Annotated in this window: 13 protein-coding genes and 1 pseudogene; 6 read left to right on the forward strand and 8 right to left on the reverse strand. The window is 67.3% G+C overall.

Annotated features, from left to right (window positions below; translation table 11 throughout):
- Positions 1 to 306: 306 nt before the first annotated feature.
- Positions 307 to 912, reverse strand: coding sequence for a TetR/AcrR family transcriptional regulator (locus QH196_RS03140; protein WP_280414223.1), 606 nt, complete (start codon positions 910 to 912; stop codon positions 307 to 309).
- Between the two features lie 202 nt (positions 913 to 1,114).
- Here QH196_RS03140 and QH196_RS03145 point away from each other — a divergent pair, with 202 nt between their 5' ends.
- On the forward strand, positions 1,115 to 2,227 hold the full coding sequence (locus QH196_RS03145) for an FAD-dependent monooxygenase (protein ID WP_280414224.1): 1,113 nt from the start codon (positions 1,115 to 1,117) through the stop codon (positions 2,225 to 2,227).
- A 100-nt stretch (positions 2,228 to 2,327) separates the two neighbouring features.
- A complete protein-coding gene (locus QH196_RS03150) occupies positions 2,328 to 3,797 on the forward strand; it encodes an MFS transporter (protein ID WP_280414225.1) in 1,470 nt (489 codons plus the stop codon).
- Positions 3,798 to 4,038: 241 nt separating this feature from the next.
- Here QH196_RS03150 and QH196_RS03155 read toward each other — a convergent pair whose 3' ends face one another.
- Both QH196_RS03155 and QH196_RS03160 read right to left on the reverse strand, forming a co-directional pair.
- Complete coding sequence (locus tag QH196_RS03155; protein WP_280414233.1) at positions 4,039 to 4,686, reverse strand: enoyl-CoA hydratase-related protein; 648 nt, start codon at positions 4,684 to 4,686, stop codon at positions 4,039 to 4,041.
- 11 nt (positions 4,687 to 4,697) lie between these two features.
- Positions 4,698 to 5,345 (reverse strand): TetR/AcrR family transcriptional regulator, encoded by a 648-nt coding sequence (locus QH196_RS03160; RefSeq protein WP_280414226.1) that lies wholly within the window; start codon positions 5,343 to 5,345, stop codon positions 4,698 to 4,700.
- Between the two features lie 72 nt (positions 5,346 to 5,417).
- Here QH196_RS03160 and QH196_RS03165 point away from each other — a divergent pair, with 72 nt between their 5' ends.
- Complete coding sequence (locus QH196_RS03165; RefSeq protein WP_280414227.1) at positions 5,418 to 5,936, forward strand: DinB family protein; 519 nt, start codon at positions 5,418 to 5,420, stop codon at positions 5,934 to 5,936.
- A gap of 65 nt (positions 5,937 to 6,001) precedes the next feature.
- Here the strand turns inward: QH196_RS03165 and QH196_RS03170 are convergent, their stop codons facing one another.
- The gene (locus tag QH196_RS03170; protein WP_280414228.1) at positions 6,002 to 7,018 is read right to left on the reverse strand and encodes an ABC transporter substrate-binding protein; all 1,017 of its coding nucleotides are present in this window, start codon (positions 7,016 to 7,018) and stop codon (positions 6,002 to 6,004) included.
- A 121-nt stretch (positions 7,019 to 7,139) separates the two neighbouring features.
- Here QH196_RS03170 and QH196_RS03175 point away from each other — a divergent pair, with 121 nt between their 5' ends.
- From QH196_RS03175 to QH196_RS03185, 3 genes are read left to right on the forward strand one after another with little or no spacing between them, the layout of a single operon-like run.
- Entirely contained in the window at positions 7,140 to 8,207 is a 1,068-nt protein-coding gene (locus QH196_RS03175; protein WP_280414229.1) for a FecCD family ABC transporter permease, read from the forward strand.
- Positions 8,204 to 9,286 carry a FecCD family ABC transporter permease gene (locus QH196_RS03180; protein WP_280414230.1) on the forward strand — a complete coding sequence of 361 codons (1,083 nt, stop codon included), beginning with the start codon at positions 8,204 to 8,206 and terminating at the stop codon, positions 9,284 to 9,286. The genes QH196_RS03175 and QH196_RS03180 overlap by 4 nt, the downstream gene beginning before the upstream one ends.
- The gene (locus tag QH196_RS03185) at positions 9,283 to 10,083 is read left to right on the forward strand and encodes an ABC transporter ATP-binding protein (RefSeq protein ID WP_432279424.1); all 801 of its coding nucleotides are present in this window, start codon (positions 9,283 to 9,285) and stop codon (positions 10,081 to 10,083) included. Before QH196_RS03180 ends, QH196_RS03185 begins: the two co-directional genes overlap by 4 nt.
- Positions 10,084 to 10,217: 134 nt before the next feature.
- Here the strand turns inward: QH196_RS03185 and QH196_RS03190 are convergent, their stop codons facing one another.
- From QH196_RS03190 to QH196_RS03205, 4 genes and pseudogenes are all read right to left on the reverse strand, one after another.
- Positions 10,218 to 10,622, reverse strand: a complete 405-nt coding sequence (locus QH196_RS03190) for a DUF302 domain-containing protein (RefSeq protein ID WP_280414231.1) — start codon at positions 10,620 to 10,622, stop codon at positions 10,218 to 10,220.
- A 169-nt stretch (positions 10,623 to 10,791) separates the two neighbouring features.
- Complete coding sequence (locus QH196_RS03195; protein WP_280414232.1) at positions 10,792 to 11,565, reverse strand: sulfite exporter TauE/SafE family protein; 774 nt, start codon at positions 11,563 to 11,565, stop codon at positions 10,792 to 10,794.
- 12 nt (positions 11,566 to 11,577) lie between these two features.
- Positions 11,578 to 13,671, reverse strand: a complete 2,094-nt coding sequence (locus tag QH196_RS03200) for an MMPL family transporter (protein ID WP_280414235.1) — start codon at positions 13,669 to 13,671, stop codon at positions 11,578 to 11,580.
- An 83-nt stretch (positions 13,672 to 13,754) separates the two neighbouring features.
- Positions 13,755 to 14,357: pseudogene (locus tag QH196_RS03205) on the reverse strand (rhodanese-like domain-containing protein); the annotation flags it as partial.
- Positions 14,358 to 14,448 lie beyond the last annotated feature (91 nt).

Raw genomic sequence — 14,448 nt, forward strand, 5'->3', positions numbered from 1 at the left:
ACCGAGACGGCGTTGTCACCCGAGATGACCTTGATGGACACGTCCTGACTCGCGAAATAGTCCAGGGTGTCGCGGGCATCGGGCCGGACCTTCTGCTCCAGCACCACCAGCGCCACGGGCGTGATCGTGCCGGGCGCATCGTGGCCCCCCCCCCCCGGGGGGGGGGGGGGCCCGGCAACTTTTCGTCTGGGCGCGGTGGTCGGCCGCCGGGCCGGCGTGGTGTCGGGCGGCCGCCGAGCCGGTGCGCTCTCGGGCCGTCATGTCACGTTCGGCCGCGGGCGGAGCAGTAGCCGGACTCCGCGGCGCTCAGGCGCGCGGTGCCGTTGCCCGGATACCGGCGAGCACCACGGCGACGATGCGCTCCGCATCCACGCGCGTGAACGGGCGCATACCGCGGTCGACGATGAGGTGCACCGGGCCGGAGATCATCTCGCCCAGGAAAGAACTGTCCACCTGCGGGAGTTCGCCGCGGTCGACGGCTGTGTCGATACGTCGCCGCAATGCCGCCACCCGCTGATCGAGGACTTTGGTGAGTGCTTCGACGGTGGAGTTCTGCCGGGCGGGCTGGACGGCCTGTGCGAGGGTTCGGCCGAACGGCGTTTCCAGGCCGCCGGCGAGGGCCAGCGCGAAATCCGCCAGATCGCGATCGATATCGCCGGTATCGGCGACCGAGGCGAGATTTTCGGCGTAACGCAGCAGGGCTTCGACGACCAGTTCCTCGCGGTCGGGCCAGTTGCGGTAGACGCTGGTCTTGTTCACACCGGCGAGTTCGGCGACCTCCTCGTACCGGAAGCCGGCGATACCGTCGCGCGCGACGAGCTCGGCGGTCGCGGCGAGGATCTGTGCGCGCACCCGGGCGTTGCGTCCGCCTGGGCGCCGCGCGGTCGGCCGGTCGGCGGTCGGTTCGGCCATCGCTCACCTCATGTCTCTGCTCGGGTGCCGATTGTCGCCAGGCGTGGCGTTGCGGTGCAAGCCGATCGTAGCTACTCTAAAAGCAACTGATTGTTTCTTTTAGCGGTGGTGCTGCGAGAGCAGCCCGCCGAACTGCCCTGCGGGCTCGCCCAGCGACCTGCGGTCGATTCGCTACTCACCTCAGCAAACCTGGAGTGCACCCGTGAAGATCCTTGTCTCCGGAGCCGGTATCGCCGGACTCGCCAGCGCACTCGAACTCGGCCGCCGCGGTCACGACATCACCGTCGTCGAGTACGCCCGCGACCTCCGGCGCACCGGCACGCCCATCGATATCCGCGGCGATGCGATCGAGGTCGCGGACACGATGGGTCTCCTCGCGCAGATCCGCGAGCGGCGGGTCCGGATGTCGGAGCTCACCCAGTTCGTCGACAGCCGGGGCGAGCCGATCGCCCGGATCCCGCTGGCGGAGATCAACGACTCCGCCGACGATATCGAGCTGCTCCGCGCCGACCTCGTCCGAATCCTCGCTGACGCGCTGCCGGATACCGCGACGATCCGGTTCGGCGAATCGATCGAAACGCTCACCACTGCGGAAGATGGCGTCGCGGTGGGTTTCGCCTCGGGCCGCACCGGACGGTACGACCTGGTGATCGGCGCCGACGGCCAGCATTCCGCGGTACGCGGTCTGGTGTTCGGGCCCGAGGACAACTATCTCCGTCACCTCGGCGTCTACTTCGCCCTCGCCGACCTCCCCGGGGAGGCGCACAGCGACAACACCAATTCGATCTACAACGTCCCCGGCCGGATGGCGGGAGTGTTCCGGTATCAGGGCAAGGCCGTGGCGAACTTCCAATTCCGCTCGGATCCGATCGACTACGACCACCACGACCCGGACGCTCAGAAGAAGATCCTGCTCGACGCGTTCGCGGGCCACCGGTCGTGGCGGATCCCGGAACTGCTCGACGCGGCACGCGCCGACCCCGCGTTCTACTTCACCGCGGCGAGCCAGATCCACCTGCCGTCCTGGCACCGCGGCCGCATCGTCCTCGTCGGTGATGCGGGGTACAGCCCGGCCTACCTGTCCGGCCGGGGTACCTCGCTCGCGCTCACCGGCGCCCGCTTCCTCGCCGAAGAACTCGATAGGTGCGGCGATCACACCACCGCGTTCGCGCGGTACGAAGCCCGGCAGCGTCCCTACGTCACCTTCGCGCAGGACCGTGTCGGGAGTGGTCGCGATCGTCTGGTGCCACCCACCTGGGAAGCCATCGCTGCCCGGAACAAGACGCTGCAGACACACGGCATCGGCTCGCAATGAACCCGGCCGTCGAGCCTTCGGAGATCGAGCCGGCCCACGACCCCGCGCGGCAGTAACACCGCTCGCCGGGATTTCACCCCAACGCGCTGAAAGATGCACAGTGGTAAACACTTTGGAAAGCGCCGTCCGCGGCGGGCGAGAGCACCGCTGGAGTAAGCGGCTCGTCCTCTGGGCGGCCGTGCTCACCCTGGCCAATGTCCTGGCCGATGTGGCCGTCGGCTCGCCGATGATGGTCCTGCCCCAGTTGCTCGAGCATTTCGACACCGGTCAGGCCGCGTGGCTGAATGCGAGCGCGATGCTCGCCGGCGCGATCTGGTCACCGCTGCTCGCGAAGAGTTCCGATATCTTCGGCAAACGCCGGGTGCTCATCGGCACGCTGCTCCTCGCCTGCGCCGGGGCGCTGATCTGCCTCGCCGCCCCGGACATCTGGATATTCCTCGTGGGGCGCTTCCTGCAGGGCGCCGCCTTCGCCGCGGTGTTCCTGACGGTGGCACTGACCCGCGAGATCTGCACCCCGCGGGTGGCGATGGCCGTGGTCGGGCTCGTGACCTCCGGTTCGTCGGTCGTCGGGATCCTCGAGCCGTTCCTGATGCAGCCGGTCATCGATGCGTTCGGTTTCCGGAGCGTATTCGTCACCGCGGCGCTGCTCGCCGCAGTCGCGGCACTGAGCGTGCGTACCTTCATCCCGGAATCGCCGATCCGGGGCACCGGCCGGATCGACCTGGCCGGCGCGCTCCTGCTCGGTGGCGGCCTCGGTGCGGTGCTCGCCTACATCAGCCTCGGGCGCGACCTCGGCTGGCTGTCCGTTGGCATGATCGCGCTGCTGGGTGCTGGTGCCGCCGCGTTGGCGGGGTGGGCGCACCTCGCGTTGCGGGCAGACGATCCGCTCATCGACCTCCGGGCACTCAGCCGGCCGATCCTGCTGACATTGCTGGCCGTGGTGCTGGCAGCCGGCTCCTTCCGGAGCATGCTGCAACTGACCAGCCTCATCGCCCAGATACCGCCCGGTCTGGGGCTCGGTTACGGGCTGGGCGACGGCGAGACGGTGGCAGTGCTGCTCGCCACCCCCAATATCGGGATCGTGATCGGCGGTATCGGCGCCGGATGGCTGGCGGGGCGGTTCGGCCCCGCGCTGCCCCTGGTCGGCGGTATCGCAGTCGGGGCACTGGCGACCTTCACGATGCTGGCGGGCGTATCGGTGCTTCCGCTGGCGATCGCCTGCGGAGCCATGGTCGGCCTCGCCGCCGGCGCGATCGGTGCCTCCGGATACAACCTCGCGACCGGTATCGCCGCGCCCGAGCGGCACGGCACGTTCGCCGGACTCGTATCGGTGATGATGGCGCTGGGCTCGGTCGTCTTCAGCTTCGCCGGGAACGCGGTGCTCGAGGCGACCCGAGTTCCCGGGGTCACTGCCGACGGCGCCCCGGTGAGCACGGCAACCGGCGTGCACCTCTACGTCGCGATGGCGGGCGGGCTCTTCGTCCTCGCCGCGGTACCCGCAATCATGCTGGTACGCAGCCGGACCGCCGCGCCGGTGATGGGACCCCCCATACAGAGCAGTCCCCGGTAGTCTCCATCGGATTCCCGAACCTCAGTCGTCGCTGACTGTTCCGGATTCCGATTGGCTTGCCGGGGGCCTGGCCGGACTTTCGAGGGATGTCACCGCAATTCTCCGAACGTCTTCGTCGAATCCGTCACATTCTTCGTTGTTCCGGTGTATCTCCAGTCTCCTCCGTATCGGCCGCTAGTCAAGACCTGCACCGCAGGTAGTGGCGATGTTTTGGCTCGGCCGGGGGAGGCTGTGCGATATGTCAGCGCAGTGCTGCGGTGGCTGCGCTGTACATGGTGGTTTTGATGGCGGCCAGCGTTGCGGGGTTCTTGCCGAGCAGGGGAGTGAGCCGGTCCACGGCGCTGGTGAGAACCTCGGCTTCGGCGGCGGTGGCGTCGACCAGTCCGGCGGCCAGGGCCTCCGGGCCGCCGAACCGGTGGCCGGTGGTCATGGCGGTCACCGCGGCCTGGGGGCTGAGTTTGGCCTGGATGAGTGCGGCCATACCGGGGGTGAAGGGGATATTGATATCGACCTCGGGGAAACAGTAATAGCCGCGGTCGTCGCGCATGACGCGGTAATCGTGGGCGATGGCCAGCATGGCGCCGGCGCCGAACGCGTGGCCGTTGACGGCGGCGACAGTGGGTAGCGGGAAGGTGAGGATCCGGGCGAACAGTTCCTGCACGCGGGCGACGTACCATTCGGTGCGGTCGCCGTTTGCGGTCAGCCAGTCGAGGTCCAGGCCGTTGGAGTAGAACTTCTGGCTGCCGGTGGTGATCAGGCCCTGGGCATCACGTTCGACGGTGTCGAGGTGGGCGTTGACGGTATCGAGCCAGTCGGGTGCGAACCGGTTCTCGTCGTCGCCGAGGGTCAGTACGGCGATCTTGTCCTGGTAGTGCAGGTCGGGGGCCATGGAGTTGCCTTTCACTTCGCTGTGGTCGGGGTGGTGTCGCGGCGGGGTGGCAGGGGTTCGGTAAGAATCGCGCGGACGGCGGCTGCGAGGCGTCGACGCACTGCGGGATCGGGCTCTCGCCGACCGCGTAGCAATAGTGCGGTGGGAAGTTCCACCACGCAGTCGCGGATAACTGTGACGGCCTCGCGGTCGGCCCGGTCGAATACGCCGCGTGCCAAGGCGGTGAACAGTTCGACCAGGGAGAGATCGAGCCGGCGCATCTCCCCGGCGGTATCGTCGGGGATCTCACCGGAGCCGAGCAATTCCTCCCGGGGTACGATCAGCAGGAAACGGCCCGAAACCGGTTGCTGCAGCAGGAATTCGGCCGGGCTGTCCGCGGCCGCGACGACCGCCTCGATGGCAGACTCGGAAGACGCCCCCGCAGTCAGAGCGTTGTCGACCGCTGCACGCTGCAAGTCGAGGAACCGCTGCGCGGCCCGCAGCCACACCCGGCCCATCAGTCCGGGGCGCGAGCCGAACGCGTGATAGATCGCCCCATTGGATACCGAGGTGGCCTCGGACAGCGCCCGGACGGTGACCGCGGCGGGGCCGGAATCCACGGCCATCCGTTCGGCGGCATCCAGTAGCTGCTCGAGGTCGTGTGTTCGGGGGCGAGGCATGATCGCAGCATAACAGAGCGTGTGCTCTGTAACCGGATCGAAGGCTGACCCACCAAGAGAATCGAGAAGACGATGACATGGTCGATACCCCAGATCACCACCGGTGCCGAACGGTACATGCTCGAGCACGTGCTCGACCGTAACCGGTCCGAGTTGATCAATGCGGTGCGCGGTCTTTCCGAAGAAGAGGCCCGCCGCCGACTGGTCGCGTCGCTGACCACGCCGATCGCATTGGTGAAACACGCCGCGGCCGCCGAGCGGATCTGGTTCCAGCGTGTGCTGGCGGGCGTACCCGAAAGTGAATGCGGGGGTGGAACAACGGGTGGCGACCCCAGCTTCGTGGTCGGCGACGAGGAAACCTTGGCCGATGTGATCGCCGAATTCGAATGCGCCAGTGCGCGTTCCCGTGTGATGGCCGCCCGCTACGATCTCGAAGACATCAAAACGCACCCGCACCTGGGTGATGTCAGCCTGCGGTTCATCTACCTGCTGTTGAGCGAGGATTTCGCGCGTCACGCCGGTCACGCCGATATCCTGCGCGAGCAGATCGTGCAGTCCAGGGCGGTCGATCGCACCGGACGGGCGCGCTGATCAACTCCCGCGCGCCCGTCCGGTTGCCGCTGTCCCGCCGGCGCTCGCCGGCCGGAAGCCGGTTTCTACTGTGGGATCAGGTCCGTGCGCGGGTCGACTCCGAAGTGCTCGGCCAGCGCGGTGATCGAGGCGTGTGCGCCCTGGATGCTCACGGAGAGAACGAACGGCTCGTCGTCGACATGGAGGACATCGCCCGACAGGCGCTGCCACAGCGGGTTGGCTTCATAGCGGGCCTGCTGATCGCGGCTGGAATCGCCTTCGTCACCCGGCGGGGTGTAGGCGGAAACCATGACGATACCGGCGTCCGCCTTCAGGATCTGCTCTGTCGACAGCGGCGTGAAAATGCTGTCCGTGCTGTCGGGTGCGCCGGCCGGGCGCGGGATGCCCATATCGGTCATGATCTCGCCGATGAACGAGTTGCTCGAATACAGCCGGGCGGTGTCCTCGCCGGCGAAGCGAACCAGCGAGTACGTGACATCGGGCTTCCGGGCCCGGATCTGCTCGCCCACCGCGGCCGCGCGTTCCTCGTAAGAGGTGATCAGTTCTTCGGCCCGGTCCTTACGGCCCAGCGCCTCGCCGAGCAGGACGATGTTCTGTTTCCAGGTCGGGCCGGTGGACTCGGAGAACACGGTGGGGGCGATTTTGGTCAGCTGATCGTAGAGGGACTCGTGTCGTACCTTGGCCGAAACGATGAGGTCGGGTTCGAGCTCCAGGATCTGCTCCAGGTTCGGCTCGGCCGTCGTTCCGACGTTGACGGAATCGGCAACCTTGTCGTCGATATCGCCCAGGTAGTCCGGGAACGGATTGCCCGGATCCGCCCGGTACTGGACGTAACCGACGAGGGGAACGCCGAGCAGCAACGCCGCGTCGGCATAGCTGGGGTCCAGCGCGACGACCCTTTCCGGCGGGCTGTCGATGTTCGTGACGCCCATAGCGTGTTCGACCGAAATCGCGGCGCCGCTACCGGCCGCGCCCGGTTCCGTTTCGCCGGAACCGCTACAGCCGCCCGCGAACACCAGGCCGCATGCCATGAGAGAGATCAGTGATCGCCGCGCGATCGATCGAGTGGACGTTCCTCTCATGAGGTGACCTTTCATCCGGGCCGGGCTGCAGGAAGTTGCCGAATAAGGATAGGCTGCCCAACGTAGGGCTGACCTTAGCAAGGAGTACCGAGATGTCGACACCGCATTCGCGAGCGCACCGGTGCTGAAGGACACCACCGCGGATCCGCCCGACTCCCCGAATATCGCAGCGCTCACGCCGGGAAACAGTCTCCGCTCCGCCCGTTCACCGCTGTTAATGATCGTCGTACCGGTCGCCGCCGTGCTGGCGGCCGTCCTGCTGAGTGTCTGCGTCGGCAGCAGTCCCTCGAATCTGGCCGAGGCGTGGCATGCGATCTTCACGCCCACCGGCACCGATATGGACGTGACCATCCGCGAGCTCCGCTGGCCCCGCACCCTCATCGGTATCGCCGCCGGAGCCTGCTTGGGGGTCGCCGGAATCCTGACCCAGGGGCATACGCGTAACGCTGTGGCCGAACCGGGGTTGCTCGGCATCAACCAGGGAGCGGCACTTGCGATCGTTGCCGCGACCTTCCTGTTCGGCGGCCTCCCCGTGCACGCCGAAGCCGGCCTGGCGTTCGCCGGAGCCCTGGCGGCGAGTGTGGTGGTATTCGCCGTCGGTACCGCCGCCCGGCACGGGGCGACACCGGTCACCCTGGTGCTGGCCGGTGCGGCCGTCGCCGCCCTCTGCGGTGGCCTGGTCACCGGACTGGCGCTGCTGGACAGCGCATCCCTGGACACCCTGCGTTTCTGGCAGGTCGGTTCGCTGGCGGCGCGCCCGCACACGATCGAAGCAATGTGGCCGTTCGTGGCCGCCGGGCTGCTGCTCGCCGTACTGAACATCGGTGCGCTCAATACGCTGGCGCTCGGCGAGGATACGGCGCGGTCGCTGGGCACCTCGATACCGCTCGCCCGGTGCGCCGGGATCGCCGCGATCACCCTGCTCGCCGGATCCGCCGTCACCATGGCGGGCCCGATCGCCTTCGCCGGACTACTGGTGCCGCATATCGCCAGGGCCCTCGTCGGCGCCGACTACCGGCGTTCGGTACCCGCGGCGGCCGCATTCGGGATCGTGCTGGTCCTGCTGGCCGATACCGCGGGCCGGGTCATCGCACGGCCGGGTGAGCTGTCGGTCGGGGTGGTGCTCGCGGTGATCGGAGCGCCGTTCTTCGTACTTCTCGCCCGCCGCCGCCGGCTGGTGACCGTATGAGCGGCGCAACCCCGAACCTCCTCGCCCCCACCCGCGTCGCCCGCTGGGGGCCGGTCTCCGTGCGTATCGCACCGCGCGCGCTGACGGTGGGGGTCTCGCTGTTGCTGCTCGTCCTGGCCGCCGCCGCGATCCATGTGGCCAACGGTGGTTCCGCGTTACCGCTCGACGAGGTCGTCCGGGCGCTGCTCGGCGACGATTCGAATACCCGGGTTCATCTCGCCGTGACGGAGTTCCGGGCACCGCGCACCGTCGGGGCGATTATCGCGGGCGCCTGCCTGGCAATGGCGGGCGCGATCACCCAGACCGTCGCCCGCAACCCCCTCGCCAGCCCCGATATCCTCGGCGTCACCGCCGGTGCGTCGCTCGGCGCCGTCTCCGTGCTGGTGCTGGCCGGTGGCGGGGCGGCGGGTTTGAGCGGTATCGCCGCGGAGGTCGGATTACCGGTTGCCGCCTTCACCGGCGGCGTGCTGGCCGGGGTGGTGGTGTACTTGCTCTCCTGGTCCGGGACTCTCGACAGTTACCGCCTGGTGCTCGTCGGCCTCGGCATCAACGGGCTGGCCGTGAGCCTGACGACGTGGCTGCTGACACTCGGCGATGTCACGAACGCGGCCCAGGCACTGACCTGGATGTCCGGTTCGCTCAACGGTACGGACTGGCTGCTGGTGCGGCCGATGGGCCTGCTGGCGCTCGCCCTGCTGGCCGGTGCGCTGCTGCTGGCGCCGCGGCTGGTACTGCTCACCATGGACGACGATGTGGCGATCGGCCTCGGCGTACGGATCGGCGGCCTCCGGCTGTCCGCCCTGATGCTGGCGACGCTCCTGGCCTCCGCCGGCGTCGTCATCGCCGGGCCGCTCGTATTCGTCGCGCTGGCGAGCCCGCAGATCGCGCGGCTGCTCACCGGTGCGGCCGTCCCGCCGCTGTTCCTGTCCGGCCTGGTGGGCATGGTGTTCGTCCTGGTCGCCGATACCGTCGCCGCGAACGCGCTGTCGGTATCGCTGCCGGTGGGTGTGGCCACCGCGGTACTGGGCGGGCCGTACCTCATCTATCTCGTCCTGCGGAACCAGAGGAGGCTTACGTGACCCAGTCCGTACTGCGCACGGAGAACCTCACCCTCGGCTACGGCGGCGCCGACGTCGTCACCGATATGACCTTCGACGTCCCCACCGGAGCGGTGACCTCGATCATCGGCCCCAACGGCTGCGGCAAATCGACCCTGCTGCGCGGTCTCGGCCGGCTCATCGCACCCCGTTCCGGCCGGGTCCTGCTCGACGGCGTGCCCATCGGCAGCCAACCCACCCGGCAGGTCGCCCGCCGCATCAGCATCCTGCCCCAATCACCTACCGCCCCACCCGGCCTCACCGTCGCCGACCTCGTCTCCCGCGGCCGCCACCCTCGGCAACGGTGGTACGAACAGTTCTCCGTCCTCGACGAGAAAACACTCCGGCACGCCCTGACCAGCACCGGAATCCTCGACCTGGCCGGTACCCGACTCGAAGAACTCTCCGGCGGACAACGCCAGCGCGCCTGGATATCGATGACCCTCGCCCAGGAAACCGGCATCATGCTGCTGGACGAGCCGACGACCTACCTGGACTTGGCGCATCAGGTGGAACTGCTGGAACTGATCGTGCGCATGAACCGCGAACACAACCGCACCGTCGTCATGGTCCTCCACGACATCTCCCTCGCCGCCCGCTACAGCGACCACCTCGTCGCAATGAAAGCCGGCGCCATCGTGACCCAGGGCCCGCCCGCAGAAGTCGTGCGCCCGGAGATTCTGCACGACGTATTCGGGCTCACCGCCCAAGTGATCACCGAACCCACCCATGGCCGCCCCCATGTCATTCCGCTCGGCTCGGTGCCGACCGGGGCGTGAGCAGTCCGCGAGGTACGGGAGGGTGGACCTGGTTACGGCGTGCACCGCCCGAGGAATCGGATCGCCGGAGCCGGGCCTCGAGGGTTTCGATGATGCGGGGCAGTGCCGGGTGGCAGATCGAGTGATGCACGGAATCAGTGCGCGCCGAGGGAGTCGATAGCGGCACGGAGTTTCGTCGCCGCCTCGGCGGCGACGGGATTCAGCGCGGGTTCGGCGGTGACCTCGACCATGATGTCGGGATTCATCGCCTCGACGATGACGGTATCGGCAGCGGTGGGGTCGCGGCGGACCACCACATTGCACGGCAACAGCAGTCCGATCTGCCGGTCCACGCCCACGGCTCGATGCGCCAGCGGTGGGTTGCAGGCGCCGAGGATCAGGTACTCCTCCATCTCCTCGCCGAGTTTGGCCTTCAGGGTGGCCTGCATATCGATCTCGGTGAGCACCCCGAAGCCCTGTTCGGACAGTGCGGTGCGGGTCCTTTCGACGGCCTCGTCGAAGCCGGTGCCGGGCAGGGTGGCCGACAATGCGATATCCATGGATTGTCCTTTCTGCGTTCGGTTTTCGGGTCGGCGGGTGGCGCAAGAGCGCGTACTGACTTTGATCGTGTGCACTGTCCACCATACGCCTGGGGGTATTCTCCGGGCATGCCCCACTTCAGGCATACTCTCCGCCTGGGGGTAGGCGCAGAGTAACCATCTTCGTGGCTCACCGAATGAATATCACCTGCCCGAGGACGAGGGCCGCCACCGCGAAGACCAGGTAGGCGAACCACCTCTGTAGTCGGCCTGTGTCGATTTTTCTCCCGTATCGGCCCGCGATGAGTGAGCCGACGACGGCAGTTGCCGTGAATGTCGCCACGATCCACCAGTCGAGGCCGGGATTGCCGAGGTATGCGACGAGGCCGGACCCGGAATTCGCGGTCACGATCACCAGGGAGGTCCCGACCGCGACGGACATTTCGATGCCCAGAAGCAGGACGAGGGCGGGGATGATGAGAAAGCCGCCGCCGACGCCGAAAAGTCCGGTGAGGAAGCCGACACCGAGACCGGACGGAATGGCGCGGGAGGTGCATCGGCGCCAGTTGATGGTCGAACCTTCCACTCGGCACGCAGTGCCGGTGCCCTCGGTGCTCCACAACATCCGGGCTCCCGCCGCAATCATGACAATGGCGAAGCCGGCAAGAGTGAGTGCCTCGGGGAGTAGCCGATTCACCGCGCTTCCGGCGAACGCGGCCGGGAATCCGGAGAGGGCGAATACCGCCGCAACACGCCATTGGACCAGGTCGGCACCTATTTTGGGGATGGCGCCGAACAGCGACGCGATACCCACCACCATCAGCGACATCGGAACTGCTTCGTGCAACGGAATCCCGAGGCCGTAGACCAGGGCGGGAACGGCAAGGATCGACCCGCCACCCCCGAGCAGGCCGAGGAGGACTCCGATGACGGAGCCCAGAAGGAGCGAGATCGGAATGGTCACGCGCTCTGCAGCTCAGCCGTGCGAGAAGGTGATGCGCGGCAGCGCCTTGCGCAGCCATGACGGGGACCACCATGCGGCGTGCTTGGTCAAGGTCAGCGCCACCGGCAACAGGATCAGTCGGACCAGCAGTGCGTCCAGCAGTACGGCAACACCGAGGATGATGCCCATCTCCTTCGGCGGTAGCGGCTCCGATAGAGCGAAGGTGAAGAACACCGCCACCATCACCGCCGCGGCGGCGAGAATCACCCGCCCGGAATGCGCAAGCCCCATGATGTGCGCGTCGCCCGGATCGCCGGAGCTCTCATAGTGTTCTTTGGCAGTCGAGAGCAGGAAGACGGTGTAGTCCATCGCGATCGCGAAGATCATCGCGAAGAAGAACACCGGTCCCCAGCCATCGAGGAAGCCCTGCGGTTCGAATCCGAGCAGGCCCGCACCGACACCGTCCTGGAAGATCAGCTTCGCGATACCGAACGCCGCCGCGGTCGACAGCAGGCTCACCAGGGTCCCGATGAATGCGATCAACGGTGCCTGCAGGGCGACAAGCAGCAGCAGGAAGCCGAGGACGAGGATGACTCCGATGATTACCGGCAGGTAGTCGTCGAGCGCCTGCTGTAGATCGAGGTTCTCCGCAGGCGCGCCGCCGACCATCGCGCCGTCGGGCAGATCGGCACGCAGCTGCGACAATATAGTGCCCATCTTCTCGTCCGAGGGGTCGACGTCCGGGAGTGCTTGCAGCATGGCGTAGCCGGCACCGTCCATGGCAGGCTGCGGCGGGGTGACCATGCTGATTCCCGGGGTTCCGGCGGCAGCCGTTGCGGTCGCGCCGGCATCGGCTGCGGGCGTAATGATCTGCAGCATGCCGGGTGCGCCCTCACCCATCTGAGCCTGGACGAGTTCGTACCCCTGGCGGACCGGGGCTTCTTCCGGAACTACCTCGATCGACGGCATGGCGACCTTCAGGCCCAGGACCGGTACGGCCATGGCGACCAGCACCAGCAGAGCACCGATCGCGAACGGCCACGGATGCTTGTGCAACAGCCTGCCCCATGCCTCGAACTTCGGGGAGCGAGGGTGCTGGTGCTTCGCGAAGGGCAGCGCGCCGGCATCGACCTTGCTGCCCAGCTTTGCCAAGACCGCTGGGAGCAGCGTCACGGAGGCGGCGAGAACGAAGACTACGGCGAGCATGATGCCCACGGCCATCGTGCGGACCGCGGGGGCGGGCACGAGTAGTACGGCGGACAGGCTCACCAGCACGGTGAGACCGGAGAGCACGATCGCCTTGCCGGCGGTGTCCATGGTCTCGGCGACTGCCTTCTGCCGGTCGGTGTTCTTGCGGAGGGCATCCCGGAAACGCGCCACGATGAACAGGGCGTAGTCGATGCCGAGGGCGAGGGCGAACATCATCGCGAAGTTCATCGCCCATACCGAGATCGGGGTCACCTCGTTGAGGAGTACGAGGCCACCGGCCGAGGCCACGAGCCCGGCCAGGGTCAGCAGTAGCGGCAATCCGGCTGCGACCAGGGAGCCGAAAGCGAGCACCATGATCGCCAGAGTCACCGGCCACGAGAACATCTCGGCCTTGATCATGGCATCGTGGTTTGCCTTGTTGAAGTCACTCCACAAAGCGGAGGACCCGGTCGGATAGACCTCGATCCCGTCCCCTGAGAGTGCGGTCAGTTCTTCTTTGAGTTCGTCGACCGCTTTCACCATGTCGTCGGTGCCGGCATTCGCTCCGGCAATCATGATGCCGGTGTGTCCGTCCGGGCTGATCGACAATCCCGGCTGCGGGGCGATGATCTCACCGAATCGAGGATCCGATGCGAAGACGGCGGTGGCTTCGGCCACCGTCTTCTGCATCGAGGCATCGCTGATCTGCTGTGTGTCGGAGTGCACCACCACCTGGACGGCAGCCGAAGAGTTGCCGCCGAAGTGTTCCTCCGCGAGTTCGCGGACCCGCACCGATTCCGAGCCGTTGGCCTGCCATCCCGCGCCGGCCAGTGAGCTGAAAACAGTCGGCGCCGCCGCGCCCAGAGCGATCAATACGATCACCCAGACGCCGAATACCCATGTGGCATTTACTGCCATGGCCGAACCCAGCCGCGCCATCGGGCCCCCGCGTGTCGCGGATGGTGCTTCACCCGCATGCTGCGCGGCCTGGTGCGGCTCGGCCGATTTCGTCCCTTCCAAGGTCATTTCGAGGCCTCCTCGATCTGCGCGTCGGCCCATGCGTTGTAGCCGCCGACCAGATCGGAGACCTGCGCAAAGCCCTGCGCACGCAGCAACGACGCCGCCACACTCGACCGCCACCCACCGGCGCAGTGCACCACGATCGGCCGGCCGGTGGGGACCTGCTCGAGTTGAACCCGCAGCTGTGCCAGCGGAATTGCGATCGCCCCGGGGATGATCCCGAGATCACGTTCGCCCGGGTTGCGGATATCGACCAGAGTGACCGCGTCGGCAGCCAGCAGGCGGTCCAGTTCCGGCACAGTGGTGCGCGGCGCGGCTTGCACCAGGTCGGCCAGTTCGGTAGGGAACACTCCGTCTGCGCCGATATTCGAATAGCCCACGGCATTGTCCGAGCCGATCCGGGACAGCCGCAGCGCCGCGTCCTGCTCCTCGCCGGGGTAGGTGATCAAAACAATGCGTTCGCCCACCTCGGCGACCATGCCGCCGGTTTCGGCGAACCTGCCATCGAAGCCCACGTTCACCGATCCCGCGAGGTGTCCGGCGGCGAAGTCCTCGACGCTACGGGCGTCGAGGACCCCCGTGCCCCCCCCCCGCTCGGCCCCCACCACATAGGGGGGCTGTTACGGAATTAGGCCGGATACATAGAACAAATGATTCGTAGTCTTTTTAAAACCCCCCTACCAAACGAAATAAACC

Origin of the sequence: Nocardia carnea, assembly GCF_029868325.1 — a bacterium.
In the GTDB taxonomy this organism is placed as follows: Bacteria; Actinomycetota; Actinomycetes; order Mycobacteriales; family Mycobacteriaceae; genus Nocardia; species Nocardia carnea_C.

Bases quoted from the DNA above. Each gene is read 5' to 3' on its own strand.
- QH196_RS03155 (WP_280414233.1), bottom strand. From the start codon at position 4,686: ATGGCCCCCGACCTGCACTACCAGGACAAGATCGCCGTACTGACCCTC.
- QH196_RS03200 (WP_280414235.1), bottom strand. From the start codon at position 13,671: ATGGCGCGGCTGGGTTCGGCCATGGCAGTAAATGCCACATGGGTATTC.
- QH196_RS03140 (WP_280414223.1), bottom strand. From the start codon at position 912: ATGGCCGAACCGACCGCCGACCGGCCGACCGCGCGGCGCCCAGGCGGA.
- QH196_RS03165 (WP_280414227.1), top strand. From the start codon at position 5,418: ATGACATGGTCGATACCCCAGATCACCACCGGTGCCGAACGGTACATG.
- QH196_RS03160 (WP_280414226.1), bottom strand. From the start codon at position 5,345: ATGCCTCGCCCCCGAACACACGACCTCGAGCAGCTACTGGATGCCGCC.
- QH196_RS03170 (WP_280414228.1), bottom strand. From the start codon at position 7,018: ATGAGAGGAACGTCCACTCGATCGATCGCGCGGCGATCACTGATCTCT.
- QH196_RS03190 (WP_280414231.1), bottom strand. From the start codon at position 10,622: ATGGATATCGCATTGTCGGCCACCCTGCCCGGCACCGGCTTCGACGAG.
- QH196_RS03180 (WP_280414230.1), top strand. From the start codon at position 8,204: ATGAGCGGCGCAACCCCGAACCTCCTCGCCCCCACCCGCGTCGCCCGC.